Source organism: Photobacterium sp. GB-210 (assembly GCF_003026075.1).
Lineage (GTDB): Bacteria > Pseudomonadota > Gammaproteobacteria > Enterobacterales > Vibrionaceae > Photobacterium.
Genome location: NZ_PYNU01000006.1, coordinates 156575 through 173603 on the forward strand (window position 1 = coordinate 156575; position 17029 = coordinate 173603).

The following is a 17029-nucleotide window of genomic DNA, read 5'->3' on the forward strand; positions in this document are numbered from 1 at the left end:
CCTTCTGTTTTTATTATTGAATAATATCAACGTTATCAATACCAAATAAACCGCTTACGTTACTGTTAGCTAAAGTCTTATTCATTTCAACGAAGGTTTGTTCTGGGGTTAAATCCTTAAATAACTCAGGTCGGATCCACTTCGCAAAGTGTTCAAGCGCCACAAGGTTATACGGCGAGTTATAAAACGGCTTATAAATAGAGAAAACATTGCCGGTTAAATTTGCGTTGGTCGCTTGCAACCAAGAACGATCCATCAAGGTTTTCGTTGCCGCTTTGATCGCAGCGTCATTAGCCGCGTAACCTAGAGGAATCCCCTTCATAGAATGACCTTTTTTATCAACCCAGCCAGCCGTTTGCATGATGTAAACATCAGGGTTTTCCGCAACAATAGTTTCAGGTGACATATTACCGGAATGAGCACCACCTAACGGTTTGGTCGCAATATTTATCGCTTTTAGCAGCGTGATAAAATCATCCATATTGCCACCAGCATAAGTGTTGCAACAGGAATCTAGGGTGTAGCCTGCCGCCGTTTCCATAAACACGGTTTTGGGTTTTAAATCTTTCGCCTTAGCAATGCGATCAGTAATAACGTTTAAATGTTGAGTGTAGTAATCCGCAAATGCTTTACCGCGTTCTTCATAACCTAATGCTTTTGCTACAGAAGTTACTGATGTCATTGTGTTTTTGATGGTTTGCTCGCGAAAATCTGCCGTGATCACCTGAATACCGGCATCATTAAGCTTCTTCACTAAGCCTTTCTCTTTGGCAGAGTTCATACTGCTAGTACCGATGATCAGCACATCAGGTTTAGGCTTCATTTGAATGAATGATTCAGCATCAAACTGACCTTTACTGATCTTGCCAATCTCTGGCACTGTTTTAAGATTTGGGTATTTATTGGTATAAAACTCATACATAGAAGGGGCTGAAATCTTCATATCATCACGCATAGCAACAACATGTTTACCAGCATTTTTTCCGTAAACGATTTCTAATAATGGGAAGTTACGAGCAGTACCAAGTGCAATATGTTGAGGCTGATGATCAAGCGTGATTGTTTGGCCTGATACATCCGTGATTGTCATCGGGTAATCACCAGCAAGTGCAGAGCATGAAGCCATTACACCAACAGCAAGAGTAAGAAGTTTAAATTGCGTTTTCATATTAGACCTTTTGAGATTAGAAATCGTAACGAGCGCCAAGCATGGCTTGTGTATCATCAATTACCGTGTCGTAATTCACCGCAGCATAGGTTCTGAAATGTTTATTCCACTTGGCGGTGATGTCGCCATTCACAGCTCGAGTGTCATCTCCACCTTCGACATGTAACTCACCAAAACCAAGCGTGGCTTTATAAATACTGTTGATCTTATAAGCAGCCACTACGTCATAACCGTCAGCATCCTTACCGCCTAATTTTTGATTGGTGTATAAAGCACCTAAATAAAACTGCTTAATTTGGTATCCCATACCGACATCAAACTGTGACTTTTCTTTCTCTTTGCCTTTTTTGATCATGGTTTGATCGGCATAACCCGTTGCCAAGGTTAACCCTGTATCACCAATAGCTTGGGATGCCCCAACAGAGAAACCCTGTTTAAAGGTATCTTGTTTGATTGTATGTTTACCCGAGTAGTTAATGCCTAATGACGTACCCGAATCATTGGTATAAAAAGTGGCAATACTGTTCGCAATACGTTTGCCGACTTTAAACTTGTCAGCGGCAATTGCGCCGTATGCTGCCTGAATATCAGTCATATCCGTAACAAGGCTCATCGCTCCCGCCGTTTTACCGTAAACGACTTGCGCTTCTCCCTCTCCTAACGCCGCTTTAATACCGGCATAGAGATAGCGTGTTTTATTTTCACTTGCTTTGAATTCCTGCTCGAAATAACCAATGCCGCTAATACCATCACCGATCAGTGTTTCACCACTAATATTCACTCGCGCACGGCTAAGATCGCTGATGTCACTATCACGATGTTCAGCGCGAGCTTCAACACGCCCGCCAATAGCAAGACTTGTTCCCTCATCAGCGTAAATGGATGCCGCATTTACAACACTTGCAAACGATGACACGCATAACGCGCCATAGAATAAAGCTGTCCTTTTCATTACCGACCACTTTTAATTTAAAAAATAGAATAGTAAACCTACGGTTTACCTTTAATGAGAATGGTAATCATTAAGATGTTTATAATCAAGACATTTAAATACTTAAATAGAATTTATATAACCTAAAGAAAAAGGGATAATGATGAAATGTACCTGCGCAATGCATTTGTCTTTAAAAACAAAACATTTAAAATCAATGTGTTATTGATTGTCTAAAATGAAATGTCGAGATTTTTTTAAATATTGAAGTAAGCCCATAATCTTTCGTTGTTAAATTACCGACACTATTTTATCGCTTAAAAGGTATACACTTTTAAATAACTAAAGAATATTAGTCATAAACTCAGGATATGAGAAGCAATATTATATTGAGCAAACTAATACACTCTCCAAGTATTACTTTTAGGGAAATTAACGATGTTATATAAAAATAAACCACACACTTAAACATCAATCACTTTCCCTTTTTCAAATAAAGAAAAAGGGCTTTGAATATTAAACTCAAAGCCCTTGGCATTTATTTATCTTAGTCTGTGATTTACAGTTCATAAATAGAATTAGATTCAGATCCTAATAACTGTTTTAAGTACTTCCCTGCCACGCCAAACGTGATTTCTGGTATACCGGGTGTATACAGTAACTCTTCACACGCATACAAGGATGAATCGATAATAATAGCGACATGTTCAGGTAGCCCGACAGGACAAACGGCACCGGGTAAACACCCTAACTGGGCAGTCATCTCTTCACCAGTACATATAGAAGGCCGCTTACCGATTAACGTCTTTATTTTTTTCGAATCCATCCGCGAATCTTTATCCGTCAAATACAACGCATAGCCATGATCTTTAAATTTCATAAAGATGCTCTTCGTATGTACTCCGGTCCAACCCAGTCTCGCTGCTACTTTTTGATCGGTTTCAAAGTCAAGAATACTTTCGTGTTCCCATTCTCGATAAGGGATAGCCAATGACTTTAAACGTTGGGTATTAAACGCATATATTTTTTGTAACGATTGCATATATCACTATCCCTTTTACTTTTACCAATACTTACCCATCAACTCTTTAGCAAGAATGATCGCAATAGTAAACATCATTGCTGCCACTAACAGATCAATGCCTTTTTTCACTTTTGGCTGTGATAGAACAGGCCCAAGCTTTGCCGCGCCTAAAGACAGACTATAGAACCAAACAAACGATGCCATTATGGTACCCACAGCAAAAGCAATACGATCATTTCCTTCAAACTGACCACCGAGTGAACCAAGAATCACCACGGTATCAAGGTATAAATGCGGATTTAACACCGTCACTGCCAATGCTCCTAAAATAACAGCACGACGACCGCGAGCAACCACTTCACCATTTTGTTCATCAGCATTGTGTTTTTTAAACGCGCTTTTTAATGACAACAAACCGTAGAAGGTTAAAAAAGCAATGCCGCCTACTGTGACAGCGGTAAGTAACATGTCATGTTGCGCCAAAATGGCACCACCACCAAAAATACCGATGGAAATAAACAGCGTATCTAGCAAACTGCAAATCGTTGCTGTCGTTAAATGGTGATTACGCTTTATACCTTGATTGAGAACATAAGCATTCTGGGCGCCAATAGGGATGATCATTGATGCCCCTAAGCCAAACCCTTGTAATAAAACCCAAAAACTCATCATTCACCTCAGCAGCATCAAAATAATATTCGTAAAGAGCCGAGAAGATAAAAGGTTTAGATGGATAAGTATAATTAATGATTTTAATATAACATTAGAGATACTTATAACTGTGGTGTTACCTATATAACGTGGTGAGACTCATAAGCAAGGAGAGTGAAGTGCGAGGATTGGATTACAAATGGATTGAAGCCTTAGATGCGATTATTCATCAAGGGAGTTTTGAACGTGCCGCTGAATACCTCTTCATTTCACAGTCAGCCATTTCACAACGGGTAAAACAATTAGAAAAGTTTCTAGCTCAACCTGTACTGATAAGAGAGCAACCGCCAAAACCCACAGCAATAGGCAAAAAACTGCTGGGTTTATATCGTCGTGTTAGATTACTTGAACATGAAATATTGCCAGAGTTAGAAAACGATACCAGCGCACGCCCTATTCAACTTTCACTTGCGACCAACGCCGATAGCCTAGCGACATGGTTATTGCCGTCACTGCAAGATGTGATGAAACAAAAACAAGTTGAAATCACATTAAGCATTTATGGTGAAAACCTCTCGATTGAGAAATTGAAAAGCGGAGAAGTGGCTGGCGCAATTAGCCTCGAATCGCAACCGATCCCGTCTTGTCGAGCCGACTATTTAGGTTGTATTGATTACGTGTGTGTCGCGAGCCCTGAATTTACCCAGCGCTACTTCAAAAACGGTGTCAATAACCAAACACTCGCCAAAGCACCAGCGGTGTCTTACGATCAGTTTGACGATCTACACCAGAAATTTCTTACCCAGCACTTTAATGTAAATCTTGATAATACCGTCCATCATAAAATCAGTAGCTCAGAAGCTTTTATCAAAATGGCTCTTGCCGGCATCGCCTACTGTTTAATCCCCAAATTACAGATCATCGAAGAATTAGAAAAAGGCACACTGGTGAACATAACACCGAATTTTTCCTTATCTAACCAAATTTATTGGCATCACTGGCAATTAGAAACGGGCGTATTAAAAGAAATATCACAAGCGATCATTCATTACGCACAAAGCCATTTGCCACAATAAGATCAGCAAAAAAAAGCCCTCTCATTTGAGAGGGCCAATCCCTTATGTAGCACTAGTTATTATTATTAAGAAACGTCACGGCTTTATCAGGAAAATCAGTAAATACACCATCGACTTTTACCTGATTGTAGAACACATCAAGCATGCCATTGAAGTTCTCTGCGTATGGCGGAATACGGCCTTCATCAACACGGAAAGTATAAGGATGCACTGTTAACCCCGCCGCTTTTGCCTGCGCCATTAACGGTTTAATAATAATGTTCGATGGGGTTGATTTATCATCCACTAACATCGGTTTCCAAGGGCCAATCCCTTCCGCATATTGCGCCACTTTTGCCATACCATCTGGTTTGAACATCCAATCGTAGCTATACGGCGTTGCTTTATCACCGTCATAAACCATGGTTTCGTTCCAATCGGTATAAGCCATTAATTGGATAAGTTTTAAATCCATCCCCATCTCAGGCAGTAAAGTATCATTAATACGCTTTAGCTCATTGGCATCAAAACATTGCAGGTAGACTTTGTCGCTTTGCGAGGTATAACCGTATTGTTTTAATTCTTTAAGTACCGCTTTAGAGATGTCTTTCCCTTCATGACGATGGAACCAAGGCGCTTTAATCTCAGGATAAATACCAATGTCATAACCTAAGGTCTTATTTAAGCCTTGAATTAATTCAATTTCTTCCGCAAACGTAGGGACAGTAAAGTGTGATTTCCACATTGGGAATCGTTGTGGGAAGCCCGCGACTTTCTCGCCTTTATCATTGATATTAAACCCTTCCGTCACCCTTAATGATTTAATTTCAGCGAGCGTAAAGTCAATCGCGTAATAACGTCCATCTTTACGCGCGCGATCAGGAAAACGTTCAGCAACATCAGTCACACGATCCAAATAGTGATCATGCAGTACCACTAATTGATCATCTTTCGTCATCACCACATCCTGCTCAATAAAATCAGGTTTCATGGCATAAGCGAGCGCTTTGGCTTCAAGTGTATGTTCGGGTAAATAGCCTGACGCGCCACGGTGAGCAATAACCAGCGGCTTTGCAATTGCCCCTGCTGATAAGCTAAGTACTAAAAAAGTGAAGCCAACTGAGATTGTTTTCATCATATATCCTTGATAAATAGTGAGGGACAATCCGCCCCTCAATACGGTTATTGTGCTAATGCTGCTTTTTCTTTTGCTTTACGTTCATGAAGTGCGCGCTCACCTAATAGTGCATAAACAAAGCACACAATAGATGTCACACAAGAACCAACCAGAATAATAAAGCCGCCATCCCAACCATAAAGATCAACGGTATAGCCAAGCACAGCATTTGCTGCAACCGCGCCACCAAGGTAACCAAATAACCCCGTTAACCCTGCCGCAGTACCTGCTGCTTTCTTCGGTGCAAGCTCAAGCGCATACAAACCAATTAACATAACAGGGCCATAAATTAAGAAGCCGATAGCAATAAGCGCCAACATATCAACCGTTGGGTTGCCTGCTGGGTTAAACCAGTAAACCAATACCGCCAGCGTTACCAGCACCATAAACAAGATACCGGCTGGTGCTCGACGTCCTTTAAAGAACTTATCGGAAATCCAACCACACAATAAGGTGCCCGGAATACCAGCCCACTCATACAAGAAGTAAGCCCATGATGTTTTATCGACAGAAAAGCCTTTCGCTTCTTTTAGATATACTGGCGCCCAATCTAGCACCCCGTAGCGGATCAGATAAACAAAGGCATTAGCAATCGCGATTGACCAAAGTAACTTGTTATTAAAGATATACTTAAAGAAGATTTCTTTCGCCGTCATTTCCGTTTCAAACGACTTATCATATCCATCAGGGTAATCATCTTTATATTCTTCAATTGGTGGTAAACCACATGACTGAGGCGTATCACGCACGGTTAACCAAACAAAAAATGCGACCAGCAAAGCAAAAAGAGCGGGAACATAAAAAGCAGTTCGCCAGTCGTCATTAAATGCCCAAAGGCCAAGAATAAACATAGGGCCGATTAAACCGCCACCCACGTTATGAGCAACATTCCACACCGACACTATTTCGCCACGTTCTTTACGAGACCACCAATGCACCATGGTACGTCCACACGCAGGCCAGCCCATTCCTTGGAACCAACCATTTAGGAATAATAAAATGAACATGGCAGCCACACTTCCCGTCGCCCATGGCATAAAGCCAAAACAGAGCATGACCAACGAGGACATAACCAGTCCCGCCGTTAAAAAGTATCTTGGGTTAGAACGGTCTGACACATTCCCCATTAAGAACTTCGATAAACCATAAGCAATAGACACCGCAGCCAAAGCAACACCAAGCTCTCCGCGGCTGAAGCCTTCATCAATTAAATATGGCATTGCCAAACTAAAGTTCTTACGGACGAGGTAATAACCTGCATAGCCGAAGAAAATACCGAAAAATAACTGCCATCGCAGGCGAGAATAGGTGCTATCGACCTTACTATTTTCTAAAGGTGCGATATGCGCCTTCGGTTTGAATATCCCAAACATCAGAGCCTCATTGTTATCCATACATTACTTAAAACGAACATTTTCGCTCACAAGCGAAAACAAGTGGATTGTATGGATATCAAATTAAATTTCTGTGACAAAGGTTTAGTTAGTGTTAATAAATGGAATATGTTGCCAGTAAAATATACCTATCAAGAACAAAATCACGATTTCAACATATAAGGTAATCATGATGGTTTTATTAACAACGAAATATTTCGCTCATAAAACAATCAAATGTATCGGATGGAAGTCGTATTACAGGAAAGAAATAAACGAAGTAAAGAGAAAGAAAAATTCAGCTAAAACGTCTAAAAATACAACTCTATAAATGTGTCAACAAACTTTAATATCAAATTTAATCAGCAATCTTCGCAGTACATCACAAATCATCTATATACTTAGAGCGAATTGATGATTTTATGCTTAGAATCATAGCGTTAAAATAGCGTATTTTAGAAGTGCAGATAAAAGCGTGGCCATCATGATCGTATGCTGCTAAAAGCTGGCTGATTTAAGCCCAAATTGGTAAAACGTAATACGCTTTGAATACGCCTAAATTTCAAAGCACAATATATACATTAGTAAGGTAAAGTCATCAAAATGGAAGTAGATAAATATTTACTACGGGCGGTAACATTTTATGCTTAAAAAGCTTATATCTAGCATACTAAATAGAAGAGTAAACAAATTATCATCAATAAATAGCCTTCCAGAAAAACCGAATGTATTTATTAATGCCACATTTCAGATAGGCGACTACTTCGCAATGTCACCTATTATTGAAGCAGTTAAAGCCAAGTGGCCAGAAGCCAATGTGGTTGTTTTATGTACGAAGAAAAATGAAGATGTTGTAAAATATGACACTCGGGTTAATTACATTTGCTTACCCAAAGAAAGAGAATGGTATAAATACCCTAAGATATTAAAAGAGAAGATCAATTGTAATGTCGATTTACTAATAGAAGTGTCTTCTATAGAAAAACCCCACCGGAGCATCGTCGGTTTTACATTAAAGCCCGACTTAACTATCGGTCACGATTGTTACCAGCATAATTGTATACAGAACCCACCGATACAATTTAATAACGATAACATAAGTAAGCCTGAATGCTGGTCAAAACTAATGGCCGCATATGGTTTTGCTCAGCCCCCTGCTCTGTTTAAGGTTTTTGCTAAAGAAAACGATAAAATGGACATGCTGATCAATAGTAAAAACCTTAAAGACTATTTAGTTTTTAATCCATTTGCTTCTCGTAACAGTAGATCACTAAGTATAAAGAAAAGCATAGATATACTTACAAAATTAAAAAACGATGGATTTAACTGTGTCTTTATTTTGCCTTCCTATATAAAAAATAAAGATGAATGGGAAAGCCAATTAGCGCCCGTTTCTCGTGTTTGCTGTGTAGATTCTATACAAGACGCGATTTATTTGATTAAACAATCAAAAGGCGTGATCTCTGTTGATACCGCGATTATTCACATAGCGAGTGCTTACAATATACCCACAATAGGTTTATTTAAGGAGTCACAACTTGAGTGCAAGCTTTGGCATCCTCAGAGTGCAAAAAAACATGTGGGAACATTAACCGGCAATGTTGAAGATATAATTAATAGTCAAATTTTCACGACTAATGAACAATCTCATTAAGCTATGCTTCTCAATATAACCTTGTTATAACGCAGGTAATTTATAAACCGATTCAGCGCTCTCAAGCTATGAATCGGTTACCATTTCTTCAATACGCATTGAATTTTTCATCAAAAACGATTCAACCTCATCGATTCACCCCCACCGACTTATCATCAAAAGACAACCAAAAGCCTAAGCAACATAGCACTCATCAATCGTTTTTCTTTAGGGTGTCTCATTTTTGCTACAAATATAAAACCTAAACATATATTTTATATGCCATTTATGTATTATATTTATTGCGTATATTTGACACATGTCGCCCATTCTCTAATCTTGATTAAGGATGCTACGTGATGAAAAAACTTCTTTTTGTTGCACTCTCTTTTTTACTATTTTCAGCTCCATCATTCGCTGCTTATACAAACTATACAGTGCTAAACAGTACGCCAGGTACGGTTGACCTTGTTTTAGAAGGACCATTTTGTGAACAGCACTTTCTCGGCGAGATACAACCTTCTGAATTAAGGCAGGATAATATAACCAGAGGAATTTGCATGCTTGCAAGGATCGATGGCGCGATTCATATGGATGATGGTGTTGTCGTCCCCTTAAAATACAGATCACCCGGTACAACATATGGTCAGTTCATTGTTGTCGCAAAACAAGAAGATGGGAAATGGAACGGGAAAATAATGCCGTTCGATGATTTGGATGGGTTTCCAGCCCCTAAATAGTTCAAATATTAATAACTAAATAATGCTTAATAGAACATCAAAAAATATAATTAAATGGCCCATATAAAATGGAGCATTTAATTTAAGGACTGATAAGGCTTGGTTTCGATATTAATACGAAACCGAGCCTTTAATTTGACTTTATTTAATATGGAGGTATCGCTGCTTATAAAACATAAAACAGCTGAACTTTCTGAGTATATATAAAATCGAGGATCAGATAATGCTCACTTCCGTTAGTGATAACTGGAATCACGTAATGTCTGTCAATCTACTAAATACTATAGGAATAACTACAATTTAAGCCCACAAGATTACCGAGACGCAATTGGTTCTTCTGATACAACGGGTGATACTTATTACCGTTACCCACGCCAAGTCTCCTTTTATATCGACCAATTATTCGGCGTGAATCTTGAAGATGCAGGATTAAATATTAATAATCAGGTGTCATTATTAGCAGGGCAATTTAATCGAGTATTTGCATTCGCAGTTACTAAGTTGTCATACAAGCCAAATAAAGACAAAGAAGCACTGACTTTTGTCACGGCATCTCAAGCTGACAGAGCATTTAAAGATGCGCTAGCGCAGTTAGACATTAAGTCTACAGACTCATTTACGTTAAGTAATGATTCTGATCGTAAAGCTATTTACCAGTTACTTGATGTTGCGATTGGCAATGTTGAAAAAGCGATTGGAAGTGATTTTAATGCGGTAACGGATAAAGGTCCTATTGATCCAACAAGTGAAATCCAGATTTATACTGATGCAAAAATACAGGGTCAGATGTTCCTTTCTGCTTCTAAAGCAGGAGCAAATATCGTTAATAACTGGATGACACCAAATACCCATATTTCACTACCCGTTGACGCAAGTATCGACCAAATGAAAGACAGCGGCGTCGACTGTACAGCGCAAGCACAAAGTGCTTTTGCTAAGCTTGCAAGCGAGGCTGATCCAGAACATCCACAGCAAATTAATGTTAATTTCCAAAACAATAGCTGTATGATTTCTATTGGCGATTACACACCAGACGTTCCAGTACCACCGGTACCTGAAGGTGAGTGGGATCCAGCTAAAGTCTATGATAAGCCATGTGAAAAAGTCATGCATGATGGCCTGTCATACCATAACCAATGGTATACCACAGGTGAAGAACCAACACCTGAAGCATCTGCTAATTGGGGTGTATGGCGTATAGTGGGTAAAGATAGTGATATGTGTACAAATTAATCGTACTGAATGATTACTTCGTAAGTTCAAATAAATAGATTTACTATTTAAGCGAAATTACCCTCACAAAAGCCAGCCTATACCATGCTGGCTTTTTGTTTATTTAGCTATTGGTGACTTAATCGTTACCTTACTCTTATCGAGTAAAATACTGTAATAACAAAAACACATACCCCATTTTTAAAATTAAGGATTAATTAAGTCGCTCTGAGCTTTCAATCTTCTCTTTTATAAAATCAATAAAGCATCGGATCTTTAATGAAACATAACGATTGTTAGTATAAATAGCATGAAAAGGTAATGGTTGAGTTTTATAAGACGGCATTAACTGTTTTAATCGACCAGCTTTTATTTCATTTTCTACCATCCAAACAGGTAATAACGCAATGCCAACACCATCAAGTACAGAGCGTAAAATAGCATCGCAACTATCGCTCTTAAAATTACCACTTACCGTGACCGATTTTTTGATCTTTTTATTATAAAAATTCCAATTATTCATGGTCGAAGAAAGGGAATAAATAATGCAATTATGTTGATTAAGATCTTCTGGTGTTACGGGCTCTCCGTATTTCGCAATATAAGCTGAAGAGGCAACGAGAATATTAGGGTTATCAAATAAATGTCTCGCTATTAATGAAGAGTCTTCTAATTCTTTGGCTCGAATTGCAACATCAACACCTTCACTAATAATATCGACATGTTTATCACTTAATGTTAAATCCACGCTTATATCAGGATAACGCGCTAAAAATTCAGAAATAATAGGCGCAATAAAAATATTGCCGAAAGTAATAGGTGCTGCGATTTTAATTAACCCTTGAGGTAATGCTCGATGTGCCCGCACATTAGATTCCGCCTCATCTAATTCACTAATAATAGCAACACATCGTTCATAATATTCAGCGCCAACCTCAGTTAAAGCAAGGTCTCGACTGCTTCTTGTCAGCAATTTACCTTCTAGCTTATGCTCCAACGCAGCTATTTTTTTACTTATTGTTGCTTGAGTTGTATTTTGCTCACGCGCAGTAGCCGAAAAGCTCCCGGTTTGTACAACACGAATAAAGGCTCGCATTGCGCCTAATTGATCCATTACCTACCCCATGCATTAAACCCTTATTCAAGATAAAGACATAATGGCACACTTTCTGGTTCTTTTTCATTCCAAAATAGAATAGATGGTATTCATTTTATCGGTCTGACATTCCTTTCTGTGTCGGTATATAGTCACCCCCTCACCCAGTAACCACACGCAATCATCATCCAACATAAAACCGATGTGCCTACTGTGAACGATATAAAAGCGAGAAAGGTAACCTGTAATGACACAAGATATTTTATTTAGCCCCTATCAACTTAGTCAGGATCTGATCTTAAAAAATCGTATTGTTATGGCGCCAATGAGCCGGTGCATGGCGACAGACGATTTCATTCCAACACCTGAGATGGCTGACTATTATGCTCGTCGAGCCAATACGGGATTGATCATTACTGAATGTACAATGATATCGCCAACCGCACAGGGTTACCCTAATTCGCCCGCTATTTTTAACCAAGAACATGTTGCAGGCTGGAAGCAAGTTACACAAAAAGTGCATGAAAATGGCGGTAAAATATTTGCCCAATTATGGCATACAGGCCGAGTATCACACCCTATTTACCTAAATGGAAACAAGCCATTAGCCCCTTCTGCGGTTGCTCTTACAGGGCGTGTAAAGCGGACTGATAATTTGCAGTATGAAGAACCAAAAGAAATGACACCTTCTGATATTCAGACTGTAATTAACGATTTTTCCAAAGCCGCAAAATATGCCAAAGAAGCAGGGTTTGATGGTGTTGAAATACATGCTGCTAATGGCTATTTATTAGATCAATTTCTCCATTGGGATACGAATCGTCGTAACGATCATTGGGGACAAAGCCCCGAAAATATGAGCCGTATTTTATTTGATGTCATCAATGCCGTTAAACAGCAAATTCAATTCGTGGGTATACGCTTATCACCTGTTGCTTATTTGAATATTGAACATGACGATCGCGATAAACCCGTTTTTGATTATGTATTAGAGCAGTTAAATCAATATGACTTGGCGTACGTACATACCGGTATGTTCGATGATAGTTATCAAGAACATTTACAAAGCACTGTTACACACTATATTCGTCAACATTATCATGGCAACGTTATTGCCTGCGGCGGCTATAAATCAGAGAGTGCGAGAGAGGCACTACTCAATAACGATGCTGATTTAGTGGCTATCGGTCGCCCGTTAATTGCTAACCCTGATTACGTTGAAAAAACACGTCAAAACAAAAACCTAACACCGTACGATGTAGGCATGTTAAACACTCTCATCTAAGCAATATCGCCAGCATAGCGCGGATAAAACACCAAGCCGTTCATATCACCGCCTTTCCAACACGACAAAAAGCCAGCATATACAATGCTGGCTTTTTGTTTATTTCTCTTATAATTGCCCTGCCACTATTCCCTTTCCAACCAACTAGACAAGCGAAAGCAGTAATTTATAAGCCTAAAACCGCTTGTAGCGCATAATATAGTCAATGATTTATAAAACCTGACGTATATCTAATTTTCTAGACAAAAAACTAATTATAGATATTTTTTGTTACATTGATTACAAATGAATCATATCTTTTATATTGATGCGACCTCCTGAAAAACGTATAAAAATCAGTAGTTAAATCTGTTTTAACATTCTTTTCTTTTATAGTCCTCAGGAATTATTCTAATCATGAAAAAAAAGTTAGTTGTATTGATATTAGCATTACTAGTGCCGCAATCAGCATTGGCTGAGTTTAAGTCCAAAAACTGGACTGATGAAATGAACGATGTAAAAGTGTATGAACAATATACTTCTTTTTGGGGGAGTTCTATTGGCTTCAGATGTAATGTTATAAAAGGCAAAAAAAAAGATTTTTTACTTACTTTCGACAGTAAGGAAACTATAGCTACACCAAGTAATCCAAACATCGAAATTAAAATGCGTGTTGATGATGGTGAAGTCTATAGCTTAAAAGGAATGACATACTCAAACTCATATAATTCCGGTGTTATTAGTGATATTCCTGAACAGTTGTTAAATAATATGAAAAGTGGCAATAAACTGCTTGTTCATATCTATGTTTATAACACTCAAAAATTGGATACAACCTTTAGTTTATCAGGGTCGTCTAAGGCATTGCAGTTGATTGCTGATAAATGTGACTTAGAGGTCAAGAACAACCCTGAATTAGAGCAAAAAATTAAAGAAATTGAGCAAAAGAGAGACAAGGAAATAAAAGAAATAACTAATAAATACGCAAAGGAAATTCAAACGCTTAAAGTAAGTTATAAGTAATTAAATAGCTAATATCTAAATATTTGCTTTAATGTTGTCAGCGAACACAAAATCTGATTACGTTAAAAGATCGTCTAACGAGGCGGTCTTTTAACATTCAAACTATGGCGTCATTACGTGATGACCAATTTATTTTTTAGAAAACAACTATATTGGTTATCAACTAAAGACTGCCAACTGCAAAACAATAGAACAGAACTTTAACCTATTGATTAAAACTATGGGTAGAGAGGGAATTGGATTGAGATAGGTGAGGTATATATGAGTTAGCGTCTCTGCTAACTAGTAATTGCCCCTTTATCATTCAGAGTAAAAGCTCATTCATATCGTATTAACGTGATTTTGGATTAGTTTTATTTACTGTATATATAAACAGTTTAATGAGCCGTGGTGATTTTATTGCATGAGTTCTGTAATTAATAAGACTTATTAATTACATTTCTTACTTTTTTACATCCTCTTTTAAATCGGTGAATGTAAGAAAATGCTAGCAAGTTCATAATATGCAACGATTATATCGAGTATGGTTAAGGTATTTCATGAGTATATTTTTGCGCGAAAGTAAGAATATACTATTATATGCAATTCGATAGCATTGTAGTTTGTGGTTCTATATAATTTGTTCAATCAATAGCTTAGGAGTAGTTTGCGTGGACGCTGTAAGAGATAATTATTACCACAAGCACATAGAAGATTCACAGCGTATGTTGGAAGCAATGCCGTTAGTGCATGTGTGTGATTGTTTCACTTTTCGAAAAATCCTAGCTACTGGTGTGATTGCTCCTACACTTTGTGAAGTGTTTGACAAGGAGCTCAGTTACTTCTTTTATGGTAGACCTTCCTATCGAGTTGGCAGTGCGGATAGCACCTCTAATTCAATGAGCATGTTTCCTATATGTTTTATTCTTGAACCGAATCAAATTACTTCAATCAGTGATGCTTACCCATTTGATACTGGAGCTTTTAGCGCTGGTATGTTTTCTCGATATGTTCATCCCAAAGCGGAGGTTTCAGATTATAAATTAGTTGGTGAGTTGGAATTTCTCCAAAAATTTGTGGGTTATTTTTATTCAAGTAATAGTAGCTATTATGATGGGGTTTCAACAATTAGTAATAGTAATTTGCCAGCAATGGCTTTTGAGTTGCAGACACTCCATCAAATGATCACTTCCCAGACGACTGAAGAATTTGATGATAGATGTCACACAATTGAAATTCAAACCGATCAAGCTATAGGTTTGACTTCAGGGGGGATAAAAGCAATGGTACTACCATCACCAATTGCAAGTGATCCTGAGATAAGTTCATTTTTATTAGATAATGACGTTGAGCCTATTATTTATCATACAACACGCTGCTCTCCGAGTTCAGTAACTTCTACAATTATTACTGAAGTAAGAAAATATTATGAAGATCAAGGGGTATTTCAATAATGACTAAATACAAATTATATGGATTTAGTTCACCTGCGCGCGTATCTCCTTCATTCTTGACTCCAATATTTGAGAGCAATGGTGAGTTCTATGTCCAAAAAATGGATGATAAAGATCATATTAAAGGCTTTGAAAAAATTTCACTAGACAGTCTTAACTCGATACAAAATGATAGTGACTATTGTTTTGAGGAAGGCGATGATGCTATTTTTGGTGTTTCTGATGAGTTCTCTGAAGTAACCTATGAAACTAAGGATAGGCTAAAGCACTATTTGCGAAGTAAAATATCGAACTATATCGACACTCCATTTTTCTATAAAGAAGTAAGTGATTTTTGCGAAATGGTTCTCCCAGAGTTTTACGGTTGTAAATCAAATAAAGATTTCCTAATACGCCAAGTTGTATCAAATTTAATCCCTGAATTTGCTGAAAAAAATAAACTAAGAATTGAAAGTTCTCATATTAAACCCAATAAACGTACCTATGAACTACAATTGTCTGATTTAATTCATAAAGTTGAAAATCCGAAACCAGTATTGACTTCCGACCATGGTTCACTGTTAAGTACTTACGAAAGATTTTTTGACTTTGCTGTAAATAAGCACAAAAAACTATATGAGCATTCGTCTTTTTTAAGCTCGTTAGAATCAGCAGTTCAAGTTCTATCTAATATAAAAGAAAACGATGTGTACGAAATTAGGAATGATTTGACCTATATTCTTAACTTTAATTTGAGACTTGAATCTGAAAACAAACGTGAGAAATTCAAGTTCAAAAATACCAAGATTAAAAGAAAACACTATACCAAAATGCTTGAACAATGGGATGAAATTGAGTACAGCAGTGTAAATTCTGAAGGGCTATCTTTTGTTATATTTGTAACGTCAAGGTTTACCCAAGAAGCCCAGCGAAAACGACGGAGTGAAGAGGATATACTGCATATAACAAAGCGTTAAAGGCAGATTCCCAACGCATGGCACTATTCATTCAATCGTTGGATTTTGTGTTTAAGGTGTAATGCTTTAACTTAGGTTCTGGCGTGGCTCACTATTTGATGCGGCGTTATCCCTACTTTTCTTAATACCTACCAGCCAAAATAGAGCGAAGTGCGTAACACACTTTTGTCCGTGCGACCTGAAGTCGTATGAAGCGTTGTTCACCGCTTTATGAGTGAACCGTCTGTATCACCAGATGAACCTACGAGCCTGAATAAAGCAGCGGCTCGGACAATGTAACGAAACTTGGCCGT

At 38.0% G+C, this 17029-nt stretch carries 15 protein-coding genes; 8 read left to right on the top strand and 7 right to left on the bottom strand.

Annotated elements, in window-relative coordinates; translation table 11 throughout:
• Nucleotides 1-13: 13 nt before the first annotated feature.
• The 4 genes from C9J38_RS10870 to C9J38_RS10885 all read right to left on the bottom strand — a co-directional run bounded on the left by C9J38_RS10870 (nt 14) and on the right by C9J38_RS10885 (nt 3792).
• On the bottom strand, nt 14-1168 hold the full coding sequence (locus C9J38_RS10870) for an ABC transporter substrate-binding protein (RefSeq protein ID WP_107207097.1): 1155 nt from the start codon (nt 1166-1168) through the stop codon (nt 14-16).
• A 16-nt stretch (nt 1169-1184) separates the two neighbouring features.
• Nucleotides 1185-2120 carry a porin gene (locus C9J38_RS10875; RefSeq protein WP_107207098.1) on the bottom strand — a complete coding sequence of 312 codons (936 nt, stop codon included), beginning with the start codon at nt 2118-2120 and terminating at the stop codon, nt 1185-1187.
• 538 nt (nt 2121-2658) lie between these two features.
• On the bottom strand, nt 2659-3141 hold the full coding sequence (locus C9J38_RS10880) for a YbaK/EbsC family protein (protein WP_107207099.1): 483 nt from the start codon (nt 3139-3141) through the stop codon (nt 2659-2661).
• A 21-nt stretch (nt 3142-3162) separates the two neighbouring features.
• Complete coding sequence (locus C9J38_RS10885) at nt 3163-3792, bottom strand: LysE/ArgO family amino acid transporter (RefSeq protein ID WP_107207100.1); 630 nt, start codon at nt 3790-3792, stop codon at nt 3163-3165.
• Nucleotides 3793-3953: 161 nt separating this feature from the next.
• On the opposite strand from C9J38_RS10885, the gene C9J38_RS10890 reads away from it, so the two are divergent.
• Complete coding sequence (locus C9J38_RS10890; protein ID WP_107207101.1) at nt 3954-4850, top strand: LysR family transcriptional regulator ArgP; 897 nt, start codon at nt 3954-3956, stop codon at nt 4848-4850.
• Nucleotides 4851-4902: 52 nt separating this feature from the next.
• Here the strand turns inward: C9J38_RS10890 and glpQ are convergent, their stop codons facing one another.
• Entirely contained in the window at nt 4903-5964 is a 1062-nt protein-coding gene (glpQ, locus tag C9J38_RS10895) for a glycerophosphodiester phosphodiesterase (protein WP_107207102.1), read from the bottom strand.
• A gap of 47 nt (nt 5965-6011) precedes the next feature.
• Nucleotides 6012-7379, bottom strand: coding sequence for a glycerol-3-phosphate transporter (gene glpT / locus C9J38_RS10900; protein WP_107207103.1), 1368 nt, complete (start codon nt 7377-7379; stop codon nt 6012-6014).
• A gap of 769 nt (nt 7380-8148) precedes the next feature.
• On the opposite strand from glpT, the gene C9J38_RS10905 reads away from it, so the two are divergent.
• From C9J38_RS10905 to C9J38_RS10915, 3 genes are all read left to right on the top strand, one after another.
• Complete coding sequence (locus tag C9J38_RS10905; protein ID WP_158259504.1) at nt 8149-9033, top strand: glycosyltransferase family 9 protein; 885 nt, start codon at nt 8149-8151, stop codon at nt 9031-9033.
• Nucleotides 9034-9371: 338 nt separating this feature from the next.
• On the top strand, nt 9372-9752 hold the full coding sequence (locus C9J38_RS10910; RefSeq protein ID WP_107207105.1) for a hypothetical protein: 381 nt from the start codon (nt 9372-9374) through the stop codon (nt 9750-9752).
• Nucleotides 9753-10160: 408 nt separating this feature from the next.
• A complete protein-coding gene (locus C9J38_RS10915) occupies nt 10161-10985 on the top strand; it encodes a hypothetical protein (RefSeq protein WP_107207106.1) in 825 nt (274 codons plus the stop codon).
• Between the two features lie 193 nt (nt 10986-11178).
• On the opposite strand, the gene C9J38_RS10920 is transcribed toward C9J38_RS10915, so the two are convergent.
• Nucleotides 11179-12078 carry a LysR family transcriptional regulator gene (locus C9J38_RS10920; RefSeq protein WP_107207107.1) on the bottom strand — a complete coding sequence of 300 codons (900 nt, stop codon included), beginning with the start codon at nt 12076-12078 and terminating at the stop codon, nt 11179-11181.
• Nucleotides 12079-12307: 229 nt separating this feature from the next.
• Between C9J38_RS10920 and C9J38_RS10925 the strand changes: the two genes are divergently transcribed.
• The 4 genes from C9J38_RS10925 to C9J38_RS10940 all read left to right on the top strand — a co-directional run bounded on the left by C9J38_RS10925 (nt 12308) and on the right by C9J38_RS10940 (nt 16736).
• Nucleotides 12308-13345 carry an alkene reductase gene (locus tag C9J38_RS10925; RefSeq protein WP_107207108.1) on the top strand — a complete coding sequence of 346 codons (1038 nt, stop codon included), beginning with the start codon at nt 12308-12310 and terminating at the stop codon, nt 13343-13345.
• Nucleotides 13346-13741: 396 nt separating this feature from the next.
• A complete protein-coding gene (locus C9J38_RS10930; RefSeq protein ID WP_107207109.1) occupies nt 13742-14347 on the top strand; it encodes a hypothetical protein in 606 nt (201 codons plus the stop codon).
• 650 nt (nt 14348-14997) lie between these two features.
• Complete coding sequence (locus C9J38_RS10935; protein ID WP_107207110.1) at nt 14998-15780, top strand: hypothetical protein; 783 nt, start codon at nt 14998-15000, stop codon at nt 15778-15780.
• Nucleotides 15780-16736 (top strand): hypothetical protein, encoded by a 957-nt coding sequence (locus C9J38_RS10940; protein WP_107207111.1) that lies wholly within the window; start codon nt 15780-15782, stop codon nt 16734-16736. Before C9J38_RS10935 ends, C9J38_RS10940 begins: the two co-directional genes overlap by 1 nt.
• The last annotated feature ends 293 nt before the right edge of the window (nt 16737-17029 follow it).

What these genes read in the sequence shown, in the direction of transcription:
- C9J38_RS10930 (WP_107207109.1), top strand. Translation starts at nt 13,742, where the DNA reads ATGAAAAAAAAGTTAGTTGTATTGATATTAGCATTACTAGTGCCGCAA.
- C9J38_RS10870 (WP_107207097.1), bottom strand. Translation starts at nt 1,168, where the DNA reads ATGAAAACGCAATTTAAACTTCTTACTCTTGCTGTTGGTGTAATGGCT.
- C9J38_RS10875 (WP_107207098.1), bottom strand. Translation starts at nt 2,120, where the DNA reads ATGAAAAGGACAGCTTTATTCTATGGCGCGTTATGCGTGTCATCGTTT.
- C9J38_RS10880 (WP_107207099.1), bottom strand. Translation starts at nt 3,141, where the DNA reads ATGCAATCGTTACAAAAAATATATGCGTTTAATACCCAACGTTTAAAG.
- glpT (WP_107207103.1), bottom strand. Translation starts at nt 7,379, where the DNA reads ATGTTTGGGATATTCAAACCGAAGGCGCATATCGCACCTTTAGAAAAT.
- C9J38_RS10940 (WP_107207111.1), top strand. Translation starts at nt 15,780, where the DNA reads ATGACTAAATACAAATTATATGGATTTAGTTCACCTGCGCGCGTATCT.
- glpQ (WP_107207102.1), bottom strand. Translation starts at nt 5,964, where the DNA reads ATGAAAACAATCTCAGTTGGCTTCACTTTTTTAGTACTTAGCTTATCA.
- C9J38_RS10885 (WP_107207100.1), bottom strand. Translation starts at nt 3,792, where the DNA reads ATGAGTTTTTGGGTTTTATTACAAGGGTTTGGCTTAGGGGCATCAATG.
- C9J38_RS10925 (WP_107207108.1), top strand. Translation starts at nt 12,308, where the DNA reads ATGACACAAGATATTTTATTTAGCCCCTATCAACTTAGTCAGGATCTG.
- C9J38_RS10910 (WP_107207105.1), top strand. Translation starts at nt 9,372, where the DNA reads ATGAAAAAACTTCTTTTTGTTGCACTCTCTTTTTTACTATTTTCAGCT.
- C9J38_RS10920 (WP_107207107.1), bottom strand. Translation starts at nt 12,078, where the DNA reads ATGGATCAATTAGGCGCAATGCGAGCCTTTATTCGTGTTGTACAAACC.
- C9J38_RS10905 (WP_158259504.1), top strand. Translation starts at nt 8,149, where the DNA reads ATGTCACCTATTATTGAAGCAGTTAAAGCCAAGTGGCCAGAAGCCAAT.